This window comes from Paenibacillus tundrae (assembly GCF_036884255.1).
Lineage (GTDB): Bacteria > Bacillota > Bacilli > Paenibacillales > Paenibacillaceae > Paenibacillus.
In genome coordinates this window covers 2,480,229-2,496,826 of record NZ_CP145605.1, presented here as the reverse complement: position 1 = coordinate 2,496,826, position 16,598 = coordinate 2,480,229, and the positions used below count along the sequence as shown (strand labels likewise).

The following is a 16,598-nucleotide window of genomic DNA, read 5'->3' as shown; positions in this document are numbered from 1 at the left end:
CAGAAGATAGTCAAACCATATTATCCATTAATTAAACGTAGTATATCATTATATGTTACAGCCAGCATCAGTACAAACAACATCGCAAATCCAATAAAGTGAACCATGCCTTCTCGATTCGGGTCAACCGGTCTGCCTCGCAGAGCTTCAATTCCCAAAAATACAAGGCGGCTGCCATCCAATGCCGGGATCGGTAACAGGTTGAAAATCCCTAGATTAATACTGATCATTGCACTCCAGTATAATAAACGATCCAACCCGGATTTGGCGATCTCCCCCGTTAACTCGATGGTTCTGACTGGACCACCAATATCATCAAGAGCGAAGTTTTGTACGAGTTGTTGAAGGCCTTTGAAAATTAATTTAGATGTTTCGATCGTATACTTACCAGATAACGTGAAGGTTTCTACAAAACCTGCTTGTCTCGTAGGAAACCCTAGTGAGATCCCTACTTTGCCACCTTCCTGGCCAGGCAACGAAGTCGGAGTAACCGAAACGTCAAGTTCCTTCCCATCCCGAATCACAGTCCAGTTCATAGCCTTATCTTTTGACTCAGAGATGGAAGCAATGACTTGTTGTTGGTCAATTCCAACGGACGTACCATTAATACTCTTAATGATATCTCCCTCTTTGAATCCAGCCTTCTCCGCAGGCGTGTTTGCTGAAACATCAGCTATTTTTATGTAGGAGGGATTCTCGACAGGAACACCACTTACTTGAACAAATATTGCAAACAACACAAATGCTAGAATAAAGTTCATCATCGGGCCGGCAAAAATAGCCAAGGAGCGCTGTCCAACGGTTTTACTACTAAACCAACGATCTTTAGGTGCGATTTGCATGCTAGCATTTTTGTTTACAATAACAGCCTGAGGATGAACATCATAGGTCATGCGCTCGCCGTCAACATCAAGTTCAATTTTAAGAGCTGTTTCCAGGTCGATTTGCAGAACTTCACCTTTGATTACATTCTTGTACTTTTCAAGATTGCTCGTGAAGATTTTCTCAACCTTATCGTCCTTAATTCTAACACATATCGTTTGTCCTACATCAATCCCCGTAGTATCCGGATCTTCACCTGCCATTCTTGCATACCCACCAAAAGGAAGCAGACGGAACGTGAACTGAGTTTCACCCTTCTTATATGAAAACATTTTAGGACCAAATCCAATTGCAAATTCACGAACCAAAATACCAGCGCGCTTCGCAAAATAATAGTGGCCCCATTCATGAATGGCTACAATAACAAAGAACATCATGAATATATAGAACGCGATTTTAAGAGTCTCCAACAAACACTACACCTCCTTAACTTATTATGCATGCTCTAGAATAACATTATTCTTAATTAAATACCAAGAAGTTTTTTAAGCCCCAGTAAACGCACCAAGTACTGGAATCTCCAATGATAGAACAGAAGGAATTTCAGGATTATTCAGTCGTAATAGTCCATAACCTAAGCCTGCTATTCCCGTCATCAGCCCTAATTGGAAGTCTCTCGCCGAAATACTATTATACTTCAAGCATATTTCAACGCCAAGTTCTTGTAGTGAAAATTCCGGCCCCTTGGTGACCCATGACAATGATAGATCGATTCAATCCCCTTCATCTATTTAATCCGTTTATCACGGCAATGGTAGCGGTCTTTGGATCTCTTCCTTGGTTGTACACGCTTATTGGACTAATAATTGAGAGTCAGCCTTTGTCCACCACCTAAATAAAGTACGCATACAGTACAACCTTTAGAATGAGATTCGCCAACTCTTGTGAAAATTCCCTCTAGTACACGCGACTCTATGCTCGTTCCTTTTATAAGGGATCTATTTTCTTGGGCATGTGAATTAGGATTTCTGTATGATATTCGATGAATTTCTTCATTTTGTCGATCATTAATTGAGCTTACACAAAATGCATGACTAAATCGGACTGGACATATTCTCTATTCTATAATAATACAGCATAATGATCATGATAGCGATTTTCAGAGTGCTCGACGTTAGGCAAGCCGGTTAACCTTGAAATGTACAACTCTTAATTAATATTGGGATGCTCATGTATAGCAATTTTGAATTTAACTCCTCATACCAATAATGCTCCGATACATCTTTATTTAAATTGATTGAACCAACTCCAATTTAAATTAATTTGACATAAAAAGGTCACCCCTTTAGATCAGCCATTGATCTTAAAAAGTGACCTTCTTTCGGTTGCTATTTCTCTTTAGCTATAGTCTCTCAGTCTGTCATCCGACACAGCCTATCGTTTTGCATGAAGGAACATACTAACAAAAGAGTTGGACATCTATAAAGTGTTTAAAAACGCAACTCATTGGCTAGCTTACGAGAAGTTTCATCAGCATCCAGAATTTCTTCTAAACTTGGATTTTGAATGTTACTATGCTTTTCCAGGATCTTCTCGATCGTATACTCTATTTGTAAAAAGGAGATCTCACCTTTTAGAAATCTCGCGACAGCAATTTCATTGGCCGCATTGAACGCAGTTGGTGCAGTTCCTCCAAGTTTGCCAGATTCATATGCCATTCTTAAACAAGGGAAGCGCTCCATATCCATCTCGCGAAAGTTCAACTTACCCACTTGAGCTAAGGATAGACGTGTCGCTTGCGATGGTAGGCGATCAGGATAAGTTAACGCATATTGAATTGGCACACGCATATCTGGATTACCTAACTGAGCAATTATGCTGGTATCTTCAAACTCAACAAATGAGTGGATAATGCTCTCAGGGTGGAGCACTACATTGATCTGATCGTATGGAAGTCCAAATAACCAATGCGCTTCAATTACTTCCAGACCTTTATTCACCATTGTTGCGGAATCAATCGTAATTTTGGAACCCATCGACCAATTCGGGTGTTTCAGTGCATCCTCTACAGTAACCTCTTTGAGTTGTTCACGCGTTAAATCGCGGAAAGACCCTCCGGAAGCGGTAAGTGTAATCCCTAGCAATTGCTCCCGTTTCTCTCCATTCAAACATTGGAAGATAGCAGAGTGTTCACTATCCACGGGCAAGAGCGAAACTCCCTTTGCTGCTGCTTTTGACGTAACGATATGGCCTGCTGTAACTAAGGTCTCTTTGTTCGCTAAACCAATCTGTTTTCCAGCTTCAATGGCAGCTAGAGTAGACTCCAGTCCCAGACTTCCCACTACTGCGGTTACAACTGTATCCGCTTCTGTAGCTGCAGCAATTTCGACTAATCCTTCTTTACCGTGAAAAACCTGCGTTCCTGCAGGAATTAGGGGTGCAATATAGTCTGCCAGTTCTTTGGAGCCAACAGAAACTTTCTTCGGTTTGTAACGCTTCGTTTGCTCAATGAGCAGCTCCGCATTCCCACCTGCAGCAAGCCCTTCCACTTGAAATAACTCAGGATGCATATCTACTACATCAAGTGTCTGAGTTCCAATTGAGCCCGTTGACCCAAGAATCGCAATTTTCTTCATGCTGCACCTCATCTTCATTTATCCAATGCACGTGTAGTAAAATGACGACTCACTACACCTGTCTTGTTTGCAAAATTAGTAGGGCAGTAGCATCAGTATATGTATGAACGGGAAAACGACGATCCAACTGTCGCACCGATCCAAAATGCCACCATGCCCCGGTAGCAACGTACCGGAATCTTTAATATTATAAACTCGTTTGTACGCAGATTGAATGAGATCTCCCATCTGACCTACTACAGCACAAGCGACTCCAATTAATATCGCTCTCGGCCAGGTAAGCAAACCGTCCGATACTCCTGCAAAAACGAGTGAGGTTATAATGGCAATGATGATACCGCCTAGTGCACCCTCCACTGTTTTGTTAGGACTAATTGAAGGCCACAATTTGTTTTTGCCAATCAGCTTTCCGACAAAATAGGCTCCTGCGTCGCTTGCCCAAATAGAGCCCAGCAGTAGAAAAGTCCAAAACAACCCATGTTGAAGATGTCTCGACTCGGCAATGTAATAAAAGCCAATACCAATGTACAACACACCAAGAAAGAGCATCGCAACGGTATTAACCGGAATCTTATTTTTAGTAATGACCGATGCCGTCATTAATACCAACATCACAAGCCAGCCGATCTGAAATAGAGTCAGCGGTCTGGCTTCCCATACCATTTCCCAAGGAAATACAAGCGAAAAAACGCCTAGGTATCCAATTAGAGCTACACCTGAAAAAGGCTGTACTCCCGTCATTTTCACAAATTCATAGTAACCGATGAGAGCCATCACTAATACCAAGCCATGATACCAGGGTCCGCCTAGCAAGCAAAAACCCAAAAACAAAACACCTGCTATTATTCCTGTCGTTAATCGCTGTTTCAACGGCTTCATCCTCCATCTATTTCAAACCGCCGTAACGCCTTGTTCTGCGCTGATATTCGGCTACTGCTTCAATTAAATGCTGCTTGCCAAATTCGGGCCAGTATATATCCGTAAACCATAGTTCGCTATAAGCAAGTTGCCAGAGCATGAAATTACTGAGTCTGAGCTCTCCGCTTGTTCGAATCAACAGATCCGGGTCAGGCATATCACTCGTTAACATATGTCTGTCGATGAGCTCCGGTGTAATCTCCTCTGCAGACAGTTCCCCCGACTGAACCTGTAGAGCTATTTTTTTAACGCAGTCTGTCATTTCTCTGCGGCTTCCGTAATTCATTGCAAAGTTTAGCACAAGACCTGTGTTATGTTCTGTAAGACGTATAGCTTCACGTAAAGCATTAATGGTATGAGAAGGTAAATGTTCCTCCTGACCCATCATCCGAATCTGCACGTTCTTTTCGATAAGCTCATCCAGCTCAATCGCCAAAAACTCTTGCGGAAGTCGCATCAGAAAATCCACTTCTTCTTTTGGACGCGTCCAGTTTTCTGTCGAAAAAGCATACATCGTCAGATATTTGATGCCCAGTTCATCCGCCGCGATGGTCGCACGTTTGACTGCCTTCATCCCATTCTGATGTCCAGCTATGCGCGGAAGGCCGAGACGTTTGGCCCATCGTCCATTTCCGTCCATAATAATAGCTACATGCTGCGGGATATTATCCTCGGATATAGTCAGCGTTTCCTGCTTTTCAGCCCCATTCCACCACGACCGAACCCGTTTGATCATTCCTGTTCCTCCAAAATCCCTGAAGTTTCTTCACCTGAAGCTTAAAAAAGAGACAAAACCCCACCGGATCGGAGGGGCTGCGCTTGTCTTACACTTCCATGATTTCTTTTTCTTTGGCAGCGAGTACCTTATCGACTTCAGCAATAAATTTATCTGTCGATTTTTGGATATCGTCTTGATGTCTCCGGGACTCGTCCTCAGAAATATCTGACTTCTCCATTTTTTTGATATCATCGTTAGCATCACGGCGAATGTTACGAATCGCCACTTTGCCCTCTTCACCAAACTTTTTAGTCAGCTTCACAAGCTCCGCTCTGCGCTCTTCCGTAAGTGGCGGAATAGACAGACGAATCATGGTGCCGTCGTTGGCTGGTGTAAGTCCAAGATCGGACTTCATGATCGCACGCTCGATATCACTCATGGATGACTTATCCCATGGTTGGATCATCAGTGTGCGTGAATCTGGTGTACTGATATTAGCAAGCTGATTAAGTGGTGTCATTGCACCATAATACTCTACCTGAACCCGATCCAGAAGAGCTGGAGTAGCACGCCCTGCACGCAAAGTGGCAAGATCACGTCGTAACGCTTGAATTGCTTTTTCCATACGTTCTTCGGCATGTTTTTTAACCGCTTGTGGCATTAATCTACACTCCCTTTAACGATTGTTCCGATGCGTTCACCTAGAACAACACGCTTGATGTTACCTTGTTCTGTAATAGCAAAGACGATCAACGGAATGTTGTTATCCTTACACAGTGAGGACGCCGTCGAATCCATTACACCAAGGTCTTTGTTGAGAATATCCATATAAGTCAACTGATCAAATTTCACAGCTGTGCTGTCCTTAAACGGATCGGCTGAATATACACCATCCACTTTGTTCTTAGCCATCAAGATGACTTCTGCTTCGATCTCCGCTGCGCGCAGTGCTGCTGTTGTATCTGTGGAGAAGAACGGGTTACCTGTACCTGATGCAAAAATAACGACCCGACCTTTCTCAAGATGACGAATAGCTCTACGGCGAATGTAAGGCTCTGCAATTTGTTGCATAGCAATAGATGTTTGAACCCGTGTTGGGACTTCAATCTGCTCCAATGCATCTTGCAGTGCCAGCGAGTTCATTACTGTCGCCAGCATACCCATGTAATCTGCAGTTGCTCGATCGATGCCATTTTCACTACCAGCAATACCGCGCCAGATGTTTCCGCCGCCACATACAATAGCAACCTGCACACCTAGTTCAACGACTTCTTTTACTTGTTGCGCAATGGACGAAATCGTCTCTGCATCAATACCATAGCCATTTTGACCGGAAAGGGACTCTCCGCTGACTTTTAAGACAACACGTTTAAATACTGGCTGTTCCAATTGTTCACCCTCCACTTTAAATTGAACGCCCTGAGGCATTCAACCAACAAAACTTCTCGCGCACGGCCTCCTGCTTAAAAAGAAAGGAACACACTAGTGTTCCGCTCTTTTAGGAAAAACGATCGACCGGTAAGGCACTGTTTTCCTGAGATATAAGGGAGTTTGCGCTTCGAAGTTTCATCATTCTTATATCTTCGAAAATCAATCCTGCTTGCCGGTTTAAATAACCGTCTTATTTGTTTACTTGGGACATAACTTCTTCTACGAAGTTATCAACTTTTTTCTCAAGACCTTCACCCAGTTCGTAACGAACGAAACGACGGATAGAGATATTTTCACCAATTTGGCTGATTTTTTCATTCAGCAATTGGGAAATTGTTTTGTCTGGATCTTTAACAAAAGTTTGTTCCATCAGGCAATATTCTTCGTAGTATTTACCGATACGGCCTTCAACCATTTTTTCAATGATTTTTTCTGGTTTACCTTCGTTAAGAGCTTGAGCTTTCAAGATTTCTTTTTCTTTTTCCAGCTCATCTGTAGGAACTTCTTCGCGTGTAACATATTTAGGATTAGCTGCAGCGATTTGCATAGCTACGTCTCTAACGAAATCCTTAAATTGATCTGTTTTACCAACGAAGTCAGTTTCGCAGTTAACTTCAACCAAGACACCGATACGTCCGCCAGCGTGGATGTAAGATTCTACAGTTCCTTCAGTAGCTGCACGACCTGCTTTGCTTGCTGCTGCAGAAAGACCTTTTTCACGCAACAATTCAGCCGCTTTCGTTACATCACCGTTTGCTTCTTCCAGTGCTTTTTTACAATCGAGCATACCAGCGCCCGTTCTTTCGCGAAGTTCTTTTACTGCACTCGCATTAACTGCCATTATAAATTCCCTCCAGATTAAGTATTGTACGTACACTCTAAAAAAAGGGCAGTGAGAGGTTATCCACCTACCAACCACCCTTTTCATTTAATTCATGAATTATGTTCGAAACTATTAAGCGGAAGTTTCTTCGCCTTGGTTAGCTTCGATAACAGCGTCAGCCATTTTACCTGTCAGCAATTTAACAGCGCGAATCGCGTCGTCATTACCTGGGATAACATAATCGATCTCGTCTGGATCGCAGTTAGTATCAACGATACCAACGATTGGGATACCCAATTTGCGAGCTTCAGCAACAGCGATACGCTCTTTGCGTGGATCGATGATGAACAGGGCGCTTGGCAGGCCTTTCATATTTTTAATACCGCCCAAGAATTTCTCAAGACGATCTTTTTCTTTGCGAAGCAAGATAACTTCTTTTTTAGGCAATACAGCGAAAGTACCGTCTTCTTCCCAAGCTTCCAACTGTTTCAAACGATCAATACGTTTTTGAATAGTTGAGAAGTTAGTCAGGGTACCACCCAACCAACGTTGGTTAATGTAGAACTGCCCAGCGCGTTCAGCTTCTTCTTTAACAGAATCTTGAGCTTGTTTTTTAGTACCAACGAAAAGAATAGTACCATTCTCGCCTGCGATTCCTTTAACAAAGTTGTAAGCCTCTTCGACTTTTTTCACTGTCTTTTGCAAGTCAATGATATAAATTCCGTTTCTTTCAGTGAAGATATAACGATCCATTTTTGGGTTCCAACGACGTGTTTGGTGACCGAAGTGTACCCCAGCTTCGAGAAGCTGCTTCATGGAGATTACTGCCATCTTCACACACCTCCTAGTATGGTTTTTATTGTGTCCTCCGCCGGCATCATTTTTCGCCAAGACTCTCCAATAAGGAAAGCACCCTTAACGAAATTAGCACATGCGTGTGTTTTAACACCGTTATCTAATATAGCACAAACGCCTACCCGTTGCAACTATCTTTCAAACAAAATACGATATTTTTAGCATATTATTCTGAACTATACCAAGCCTTGATACGAGCAAAGATAAGAACAATGAATCGCAGTCAAATTAAAAATATAAAGAACCGTCCTGCCTGAAGCTCTCAGCGTGACGGTTCTTTGGTAATTTTGGCGATAATGGACTTAAAGCTTTCGCCCTTTTCCAGCGCATATGTGCCAACTTGTATTTTCGTGTTGATTCGTTCTGCACGGCCTGCTTGAATGAATGCTTCTGCATCGTCCACAATACCCGATTTCTCCAAATTCTCTGCTACCATAGCCAAACTGTTTCCTGACCGGACTTTAAACGATACCGTAGCGTCTTTTGGCGTTACTGGAGTTGAGGGCTCTGTTGATGTGGGCTGATTAACCTGAGTCTGTTTATCAGTAGATGTAGGCTTCTCAGGATTCGCAGGTGTGCTTGGCGTCTCTACTGTCTCCGTATCCTTGGGAGGCTCTGCTGTAGTACCTTGTAGTTCACTGCTCTCCTGTGTTTTCTTCTGCACCCATTCTGTTTCGGTGAACAACTCTTCATCCGAATCTACGAGTCTCATATCCAAGTTTTTCGCAGCCACTTCCAATTGTTCTTTCGTTAAATCTGCAACAACTTGATCCGTATCCAAAGCGCTATCCGATAATGCATTTTGTCCTACTGTAGCAAGCTGTAACAAAACCGCTCCAACAATCATGCCACTTCCAAGTCCGATCCATAAGGAGCGCTTATCCATCTTCTAGCTCTCCTCCCGTTCTGCGAGTTGAAGTATCAATTGAACTTCCCCACGCTGTATACCTGTTTGCTTCGTAATTGCGTCGATTGACTTACCCTCTGCATACAAATTAAAGAGTTCTGCGTACCGATCTTTGATCGACTCTCCAACGGTTGGCGTCGCTTGGTCGTTTGGCTGATTTTCCGGTTCAGCAACCGACTCAGCTGCCTCCACTCTTACGCTCTCTACCAGCCCTTGAGCCTGAAGTCCATTAGTACTGGTTACCGTAGACAGATGGGAAACTGAATTTGGCTCAACCGCTTTGCGCTGTTCTAATTGCTCAAGACGTTGTTGCATCTCTTCCAGCTGCAACTGCATACGCTGATCTGCAGCTGTAGCCTCCCCCTTCATTTCAGCAACACGCTGAATGAGGGCATCATTATCGTTTTCCATCTCAGTCATATAGTGTTCAAGCGTGGATTCCATCTCCTGCACCAGTTGATTCCCGTGCTCCTGTGACTTGTCTCTCTTAGGCATAATCAAGGCATATGCAATTGCACAGGCACCTAATATGACAATAATAATCCATGGTGACAAATTCGGTTCTCTCCTTTTGATGCAGCAGTCGATGCGCAAGACTTCTTCTCTATGCAAGTTTCCATTCATGTTTTACTTCGATTATCAAAAGCAAAACTATGGGTGCTTCTCTACTGAGCTACGTTATAAAGAAAAATCAATATGTTTTCCTTTGTACGGGTGCTCAGCCGGTTTAACATTTTCTTGATTCTCAGAAGATTCTGGTGCCTGTGAACCATTTTTCTGCTCTGAATCATGACTATGATTATCACGCAATGCAGCGTTAGATGTTTCGTCCATCGCTTCACTTCGATGCCTGGCCGCCTCAGCTTCCTTGGCTGTTTGCTCTGCGAGCAAACTCTGGTCGATGACCGGCCGCTGTTGAGATTCATTTTGATAACGACCGGCCTCACTCGTCCTTGGTACGGCAATCTGCAACTCAACTGCTTTGAAACTCATACGCTCACCTCACGGTTTCGAATGGATTCTTGGTCTGCTTGAATGCTGTACTTACACGTAAGGAACCATCGAAATATCACCATCATGATAATAAAATGAAATTCTACTCACTGGATCTTTAATAAATTTGGTGTATCTGCCGATAACTATTTTAGAGCCACCATAAATCATCTTGAGAATATCTACACGAGCCCTACTCGTATCCTCAAGTGCCTTTTCGATTTCAAAGATTCGAGTCTTTGTTTCTTCATTAAGACGCATGGATGATTTCTGTGTGGCTGTCAGTTTAATTCGCATGGACATTTTATCAGGACTTAATTGTCCTGCTGCTGCCAGTTGATCCAATAGAGTCAGAGCTTTCTTGGTTTTATCCAATGAATCCATCTGTTCTCGTATGACTTTGCGGAGATCGTTCAATTCATTACGTAGTCTAGGCAGAACACCAACTTCAATAGAAGTAACGGTAGACATGCTATTACCCACAATACGTGCTGATACTTTTTCACCAGCTTGAATAGAGCCACCAACAATAAGCCCTTTTGTCCCAGCACAGATTACTTCTCTGCCTGCACGAATATTAGAATGCATAATACTTTGTGAAACGAGGACGTCTTCACCGGCATCCACGTTGCCTTCTTGAATAAAGCTACATTTAACATTATGCCCAGCATGTACAAGCCCTTTGTTATATCCGATTATCCCACCCGTGATTTCGACCGAGCCACCTGCTTCTAACTCGGCACCTTCGACACCACCAACAACTCGGATATCACCAGCAGCTTTCACCTTAAAGCCTGTTAGAACATTCCCACGTATAACCACTGTACCGACAAAATCAATGTTTCCGATGTTATAGTCCACATCACCATTGATTTCATATACGGGGAATACATTTAGTTTATTGCCTTCTGTTTTGGTAACCAACCCATCCAGTGCAGCATACATTGCGGTTCCATCTGGGTTAACAACTACATTTTTGCCAACTTTAAAACGTGCTTCTTTACCAGGACGAAAAGGGATTTCAACATCCGTTACTGCCCTACCTACTATGCCATCCATAGGAGGAATTCGTTCTGCAATAATCTGACCTGCTCGAACATTATTAAGGCGTGTCACTTCTTTGTAATCCACCGTACCATCTTCCGATTCCTGTGGTCGACGCTCATTGGAATCGTCCATGCCTACGAGTACCTTAATGTATCCATCTTCGCCCGCTACAGCAGCAATGCCCTCGGCAATTTTACACTGATTATTGAGATAGGTTTCCGGATGACTTGCGAATGAAAGCAATGCCTCTCGTAAAATACCATACTTGATCCCTTTACTATCAATATATTGCTCGAGTTCATCTAAAGTGAAGGTAAAGCCCTCTTCCAATTTGGAAACTTCAAGGTAGGCCGTGCTTTTATCTTCCGATAAAATAATGCTCAAGCATTGTTCCAAAGCAATTCGCTGTGTCAATGCAGTTCTTCCTCCTTTTAGACTTTCCACTCCCTATAATCCAGCATAACTCTCTCTATTAATCTTTACGTAGTAATAGATCCTTCTGTTTATCTAACGTTCCTCTTAGTCTTAAGATCGCCTTAGAATGAAGCTGAGAAATTCGTGATGGAGACAAGGACATAACCTCTGCAATCTCGCTAAGAGACAGATCTTCATAATATAAGAGGGAAACCACCGTGCGCTCTTTTACTGTCAGCTTCTCAAGACCCTGTACCAAGGCTTCTTTTAAATAAAACTCATTGACCTTATAATCAGGATTTTTGGCCTTTTCGTCAACCATTAAAGACAGACGTGTCTCGGATTCTTCTTCTCGAATAGGGTCTTCAAGTGAGCAAAGTGACATTACCGCCACCTCCTGAAGCATGTGTTGGAAATCCTTTGTTGACACATCCAGGTACGCACTCATTTCTTCATCACTTACGGATCTTAGATACGATTGTTCCAATTGCTGATACGCGTCTTCGATGCGCTTGGCTTTCTCCCTCACGGAACGTGGAACCCAGTCCCCTTGTCTTAGTCCATCGAGTATCGCACCACGAACACGCCAAGAAGCGTATGTTTCAAACTGGAGCCCACGTTCATAATCGAACTTTTCCAACGCATCTATTAAACCCATAACACCATTGCTTTCCAAGTCATCTTTGGGAACGTTTTTGGGCAATCCTACTGCCAGTCGTCCAGATACATAATTGACAATGTGAAGATACTTCTCGATTAAGTTTTTCTTGGCTTCAAGATCTCCATGTTCCTTCCACTTTTCCCACAGATCTGCATGGTTCAAATGTGAAGCTTTACGCTCGTTCAATTGACTTCACCCTCCTTATTTGTCTGTCAGGTGACGAACGGCCTGCGCCAATTCTTCCGGCTCTTTGGTCCGAACGAGTTTAGGCGGATCCAATGGGGCAAAACCCGTTGGAGCTTTCGTCTCAGATGGCGGAAGATCTTCCCCAAAGGAGGCGTTCTGTCCGTTTTTGAGCAAATCGTTTAGCTCTTGACCATCGTCTTCGAGTTTAATGTCCACCTGTGAACCTCTTAACTCTTGACCGTTTAGGGGATCATAATCGAATCCCTTGCTATCTAAGGATGGAGTCAGCAGCAACCCCAATCCCCAGCGTAGTGCATAAGCAAGGGCAAACCAGGCTACAAATCCGATTAACCCGCGAATTAAACTGGTCATCAACACATTGCTGCTGTAAGCTACAAAAAAAGTCAGAATAAATCCGACTATGCCTGCTCCAAGATTAATGCGGTAGTTTCCTATCATATTGGTTATAGTTCCTTTACACCCATTTGTACACTTCTAATAGTTAAAAGTCCAGTCTCACAGTCCATTTCAATAGTTCGTCCATAGTTGCCGCCCGTATCTTCAGCTAGAAGAGGAATACCGAGCTTTTGTAACCATTCCCGACAAGAATCAGCATTTCGCGGTCCAATGCGCATAGTGTCACCTGCTCCCGAAAAAGCAAACATCTGTGACCCTCCCGCCATTTTGGACACGATACGTGATTGAGAAGCGCCGAGCTTAACCATCTTCTCCAATAACTCAGGCAATGCCGTATCCGCATATTTGGCTCTATTCAAATTCCCCTCACGGGCAATATCTGAAGTAGGGAGCATGACATGCGCCATTCCGGCCAGTTTCAATTGTGGGTCATACATTGTTAAGCCCACGCATGAACCAAGGCCAGTCGTACGGATTATGCCAGGAAGATGAGCAATATTCAAATCCGCCATACCGACTTTAACGACGCTTTTATCTTCAATCATGATCTAGCGGCACCCCTAATGATTCGAATATCTTTGCAAATGATGTCGGATCGGGAATGAGGAAGAACTGACCCTCCACTTCATCTTGTCCTTCAAAGAACGATGTGTCAATCAGTAATGCAGCATCGCCCATTTCACCAAATTGCAATAGACCATAACTGAGAATGGCACCTGCCATATCAATGGCAAGTCCCGGAACCGTTGGATACATGGACAGTTTCGTGAAATCCGCAAGTGAAGATAGATAAGACCCGGCCAATATGTTTCCAATCTCGGACAGAGCAGATTGTTCCATATCTGTGAAGTCAAACCCTTCCCTCAAGTCAAAACCAGCAAGACGATTAAGCAACATCTTAGCTGCTTCAGGTGTCATCATGAAAAACAGATTCCCTGGTGCTTCGCCTTCTACACGTAAGAAAACAGTAACGACGATCCGTTCATCTCCGCCTACTTTCTCAGAAACTTCTTCGAACGGAAGCATTTGTACCGTTGGAACGCCCATGTCAATCGGTCTATTAAGGAGCTGGGACAACGCCGTTGCGGCGTTGCCTGCTCCTATGTTACCGACCTCTTTGAGCACATCCATCTGGAATCCCTCAAATCGGTTGAATAGTTCCACGGAGTTATCCCTCGACACTTTCCAGCTGAACGACTTCGCTTTTATTTAAGACTTCATGCAGATTCAACATGATTAGCAAACGTTCATTTTCAAGCTTCGCTACACCACGGAGATATCTAGCCTTGACACCACCAACCACTTCAGGTGGGCTATCGATTGAACTGCTCTTAATATCAATAACATCATTAGCAGCGTCAACGATAAAGCCTACTTGCATATCGCCTACACCTACAATGACAATACGTGTTTGATCGGTATATTCCGTTTCTGGCAATGAGAAGCGACCACGCAAATCGATAACAGGGATAACAACCCCGCGTAAATTGATAACCCCTTTAACAAATGAAAATGTTTTGGGGACACGTGTAATTGGCATCATGCGCTCAATCGTCTGAACTCTCTCAACTTCGATGCCGTATTCCTCTGATCCTAACTTAAAGACGATAACTTTCAACTCTTCTTCCATGTAAAAAACCTCCCTATTAGATGTAGAGCTTAAACGTAATTGGTTTATTTGATGAATGCGTTAGGATCAACAATTAGAGCGACTTGTCCATCTCCAAGGATCGTTGCTCCTGAAATGCCTTCAATCGCAGGAAGATAAGTTCCCATCGATTTGAGGACAATCTCGCTTTGTCCAATGAATTCCTCTACAGATACGGCTGCAAGTCGATCTCCTTTGCGGATAACAACAATTTCCGTTTCTTTCTCTTCTGCATCATTGAAGTCTGGTACAGAGAACACTTCATTTAATGAGAGATATGGGATCAATGACTCACGGAACGTAATCATCTTGTTGCCATGAATATTGCGAACTTGTTCACGCTGCACAATGGCTGTCTCGACAATTGAAGACAGAGGAATAGCATATTTCTCTGAACCCACCCGTACAAGCATTGCTGCAATAATCGATAGGGTCAATGGAAGTTGAACAGAGAAGTTTGTTCCTTTTCCTGGTGTGGAGTGAATAGTTACATTTCCGCCGAGTGAAGTGATTTTTGATTTAACAACGTCCAATCCAACCCCACGTCCTGAAATATCAGAAATCACATCAGCCGTGCTGAAACCAGGTGCGAACAACAGTTGATTAACTTCTTCATCGCTCATCTTGGCACCCTGTTCTTCTGTAACAACACCTCTAGAAATGGCTGTTTTCAACAACTTCTCACGATAGATCCCTTTACCGTCATCTTCAATCTCGATGAATACATGGTTACCACTATGGAATGCACGCAGGTTAACGGTTCCCATCTCTGGTTTTCCTGCTGCTACACGCTCTGCAATGGATTCAACACCATGGTCAACTGCGTTACGCAGCAAATGCACCAGCGGGTCTCCAATCTCATCGATAACGGTACGATCCAGTTCTGTTTCGGCACCAGTAATCACTAGATCGATTTTTTTGTCTAGTGTTTTTGCTAGGTCACGAATCATACGAGGGAAACGGTTGAATACGGTATCCACAGGAACCATCCGCAACTTCAATACAATATTTTGCAAATCTGTGCTGACTCTGCTCAGGTGAGCTACCGTATCGGAAAGATCATTATTTCCTGTCTCGCTAGCCAATTGTTCTAGGCGTGACCGGTCGATCAATAACTCACTGAACAGGTTCATAAGTACATCAAGTCGTTCAATATCTACACGAATCGTACGTGAAGGAGCTGCCGCTTGCTTCGGTGCCGCTGCTTTAGTTTCGGTAGGCTTCGCTTCTGCTTTAGGAGGAGCTTCTTTCACTTGAGATGCTGCAATTGCATCGTTTACAGCAACGACTTCAGCTTCGGCTGCAACGGCTGCCTGGTTCGTCATCTGCTCCAGTGTTTCTTGATCCAACTGAATCACTTTGGCACTTTCAATTTCAGAAATACTTAAAATTCCTTGTTCAAGTTCCTGCGCTTCTTTGGTTGTTATGTAATATAACGAGAAATTGCGCTCAAACTTCTCTTGTTCGATATCCTGAACGGATGGGAATGCTTTTACAACCTCACCAGAGCGTTCTAACAGATCAAATACCATGTAAGCACGTACGCCTTTTAACTGGCTATGTTCACTTACCAGCACCTCAATGTAGAATACACGATGTCCTTCAGCAATGGATTGATCCAGTACTGAATATTGGAACTCATCCAGTTGCACTGCAGCTAAGGTTTCAGGAACCGTCGTTTGAGCTACGGCTGCTGCTGGCGCATCGCCTCCAGTCCATTCGCCACTTTCAATCGCTTGAAGTGAAGTAACAATTGCAGAGACATCCGCTTTACCTTCTCCGCCATTTGTAATATCCTGAACCATTGTTTCGAGCGCATCTAAACTTTTAAATAGCGTGTCAAAAATAAAATCTTGCATTTTCAGTTTCTCATTACGCACCATATCTAACACATTCTCCATCTTGTGTGTCAGTGATGCCAAATCTTCAAAGCCCATTGTTGCAGCCATACCTTTCAGGGTATGAGCTGAACGGAATATAACCTGAACGATTCCTAAATCCTCCGGGTTACCTTCGAGTTGTAGCATGTTTTCATTAAGCGACTGCAGATGATCATTAGACTCATCAATAAACATGGATAAATATTGGTTCATGTCCATTGTGAGGCACCTCCTCCATGAGT

Annotated in this window: 19 protein-coding genes; all 19 read right to left on the bottom strand. The window is 43.4% G+C overall.

Annotated elements, in window-relative coordinates; genetic code table 11:
• Positions 1-20 precede the first annotated feature (20 nt).
• Positions 21-1,292 (bottom strand): RIP metalloprotease RseP, encoded by a 1,272-nt coding sequence (gene rseP, locus V6W81_RS11265; RefSeq protein ID WP_338543984.1) that lies wholly within the window; start codon positions 1,290-1,292, stop codon positions 21-23.
• A gap of 75 nt (positions 1,293-1,367) precedes the next feature.
• Entirely contained in the window at positions 1,368-1,523 is a 156-nt protein-coding gene (locus V6W81_RS11260; protein ID WP_338543214.1) for a lanthionine synthetase LanC family protein, read from the bottom strand.
• Positions 1,524-2,312: 789 nt separating this feature from the next.
• On the bottom strand, positions 2,313-3,458 hold the full coding sequence (locus tag V6W81_RS11255) for a 1-deoxy-D-xylulose-5-phosphate reductoisomerase (protein WP_056700648.1): 1,146 nt from the start codon (positions 3,456-3,458) through the stop codon (positions 2,313-2,315).
• Positions 3,459-3,533: 75 nt separating this feature from the next.
• Positions 3,534-4,328, bottom strand: coding sequence for a phosphatidate cytidylyltransferase (locus V6W81_RS11250; protein ID WP_145046349.1), 795 nt, complete (start codon positions 4,326-4,328; stop codon positions 3,534-3,536).
• Positions 4,329-4,344: 16 nt separating this feature from the next.
• Positions 4,345-5,112: an isoprenyl transferase gene (locus tag V6W81_RS11245; protein WP_056700645.1), complete on the bottom strand. Its 768-nt coding sequence runs from the start codon at positions 5,110-5,112 to the stop codon at positions 4,345-4,347.
• A gap of 88 nt (positions 5,113-5,200) precedes the next feature.
• A complete protein-coding gene (frr, locus tag V6W81_RS11240) occupies positions 5,201-5,755 on the bottom strand; it encodes a ribosome recycling factor (RefSeq protein WP_338543211.1) in 555 nt (184 codons plus the stop codon).
• Positions 5,755-6,483 (bottom strand): UMP kinase, encoded by a 729-nt coding sequence (gene pyrH / locus V6W81_RS11235; protein ID WP_056701161.1) that lies wholly within the window; start codon positions 6,481-6,483, stop codon positions 5,755-5,757. The genes frr and pyrH overlap by 1 nt, the downstream gene beginning before the upstream one ends.
• A gap of 232 nt (positions 6,484-6,715) precedes the next feature.
• A complete protein-coding gene (gene tsf, locus V6W81_RS11230) occupies positions 6,716-7,366 on the bottom strand; it encodes a translation elongation factor Ts (protein ID WP_145046345.1) in 651 nt (216 codons plus the stop codon).
• 114 nt (positions 7,367-7,480) lie between these two features.
• Positions 7,481-8,179, bottom strand: coding sequence for a 30S ribosomal protein S2 (rpsB, locus tag V6W81_RS11225; protein ID WP_024630243.1), 699 nt, complete (start codon positions 8,177-8,179; stop codon positions 7,481-7,483).
• Between the two features lie 286 nt (positions 8,180-8,465).
• Positions 8,466-9,089: a hypothetical protein gene (locus V6W81_RS11220; RefSeq protein WP_338543208.1), complete on the bottom strand. Its 624-nt coding sequence runs from the start codon at positions 9,087-9,089 to the stop codon at positions 8,466-8,468.
• Between the two features lie 3 nt (positions 9,090-9,092).
• Entirely contained in the window at positions 9,093-9,665 is a 573-nt protein-coding gene (locus V6W81_RS11215; protein ID WP_338543207.1) for a hypothetical protein, read from the bottom strand.
• A 123-nt stretch (positions 9,666-9,788) separates the two neighbouring features.
• On the bottom strand, positions 9,789-10,103 hold the full coding sequence (locus V6W81_RS11210; protein WP_338543205.1) for a hypothetical protein: 315 nt from the start codon (positions 10,101-10,103) through the stop codon (positions 9,789-9,791).
• A 51-nt stretch (positions 10,104-10,154) separates the two neighbouring features.
• On the bottom strand, positions 10,155-11,564 hold the full coding sequence (locus V6W81_RS11205) for a DUF342 domain-containing protein (RefSeq protein WP_338543203.1): 1,410 nt from the start codon (positions 11,562-11,564) through the stop codon (positions 10,155-10,157).
• 58 nt (positions 11,565-11,622) lie between these two features.
• Positions 11,623-12,411, bottom strand: a complete 789-nt coding sequence (locus V6W81_RS11200) for a FliA/WhiG family RNA polymerase sigma factor (RefSeq protein WP_056700634.1) — start codon at positions 12,409-12,411, stop codon at positions 11,623-11,625.
• A 15-nt stretch (positions 12,412-12,426) separates the two neighbouring features.
• Positions 12,427-12,870: a hypothetical protein gene (locus V6W81_RS11195; protein ID WP_338543201.1), complete on the bottom strand. Its 444-nt coding sequence runs from the start codon at positions 12,868-12,870 to the stop codon at positions 12,427-12,429.
• 5 nt (positions 12,871-12,875) lie between these two features.
• Complete coding sequence (locus tag V6W81_RS11190; RefSeq protein ID WP_128101415.1) at positions 12,876-13,373, bottom strand: chemotaxis protein CheD; 498 nt, start codon at positions 13,371-13,373, stop codon at positions 12,876-12,878.
• Positions 13,366-13,959: a chemotaxis protein CheC gene (locus tag V6W81_RS11185; protein WP_307214579.1), complete on the bottom strand. Its 594-nt coding sequence runs from the start codon at positions 13,957-13,959 to the stop codon at positions 13,366-13,368. Before V6W81_RS11185 ends, V6W81_RS11190 begins: the two co-directional genes overlap by 8 nt.
• Before the next feature lie 37 nt (positions 13,960-13,996).
• Positions 13,997-14,458 (bottom strand): chemotaxis protein CheW, encoded by a 462-nt coding sequence (locus V6W81_RS11180; RefSeq protein WP_056700626.1) that lies wholly within the window; start codon positions 14,456-14,458, stop codon positions 13,997-13,999.
• A gap of 44 nt (positions 14,459-14,502) precedes the next feature.
• Positions 14,503-16,575, bottom strand: a complete 2,073-nt coding sequence (locus V6W81_RS11175) for a chemotaxis protein CheA (protein WP_338543198.1) — start codon at positions 16,573-16,575, stop codon at positions 14,503-14,505.
• Between the last annotated feature and the right edge of the window lie 23 nt (positions 16,576-16,598).

Excerpts from the sequence above, each read along its gene's own strand:
- V6W81_RS11255 (WP_056700648.1), bottom strand. The coding sequence starts at position 3,458 with ATGAAGAAAATTGCGATTCTTGGGTCAACGGGCTCAATTGGAACTCAG.
- V6W81_RS11245 (WP_056700645.1), bottom strand. The coding sequence starts at position 5,112 with ATGATCAAACGGGTTCGGTCGTGGTGGAATGGGGCTGAAAAGCAGGAA.
- frr (WP_338543211.1), bottom strand. The coding sequence starts at position 5,755 with ATGCCACAAGCGGTTAAAAAACATGCCGAAGAACGTATGGAAAAAGCA.
- tsf (WP_145046345.1), bottom strand. The coding sequence starts at position 7,366 with ATGGCAGTTAATGCGAGTGCAGTAAAAGAACTTCGCGAAAGAACGGGC.
- rpsB (WP_024630243.1), bottom strand. The coding sequence starts at position 8,179 with ATGGCAGTAATCTCCATGAAGCAGCTTCTCGAAGCTGGGGTACACTTC.
- V6W81_RS11220 (WP_338543208.1), bottom strand. The coding sequence starts at position 9,089 with ATGGATAAGCGCTCCTTATGGATCGGACTTGGAAGTGGCATGATTGTT.
- V6W81_RS11210 (WP_338543205.1), bottom strand. The coding sequence starts at position 10,103 with ATGAGTTTCAAAGCAGTTGAGTTGCAGATTGCCGTACCAAGGACGAGT.
- V6W81_RS11195 (WP_338543201.1), bottom strand. The coding sequence starts at position 12,870 with ATGATAGGAAACTACCGCATTAATCTTGGAGCAGGCATAGTCGGATTT.
- V6W81_RS11190 (WP_128101415.1), bottom strand. The coding sequence starts at position 13,373 with ATGATTGAAGATAAAAGCGTCGTTAAAGTCGGTATGGCGGATTTGAAT.
- V6W81_RS11185 (WP_307214579.1), bottom strand. The coding sequence starts at position 13,959 with ATGGATGTGCTCAAAGAGGTCGGTAACATAGGAGCAGGCAACGCCGCA.
- V6W81_RS11180 (WP_056700626.1), bottom strand. The coding sequence starts at position 14,458 with ATGGAAGAAGAGTTGAAAGTTATCGTCTTTAAGTTAGGATCAGAGGAA.
- V6W81_RS11175 (WP_338543198.1), bottom strand. The coding sequence starts at position 16,575 with ATGGACATGAACCAATATTTATCCATGTTTATTGATGAGTCTAATGAT.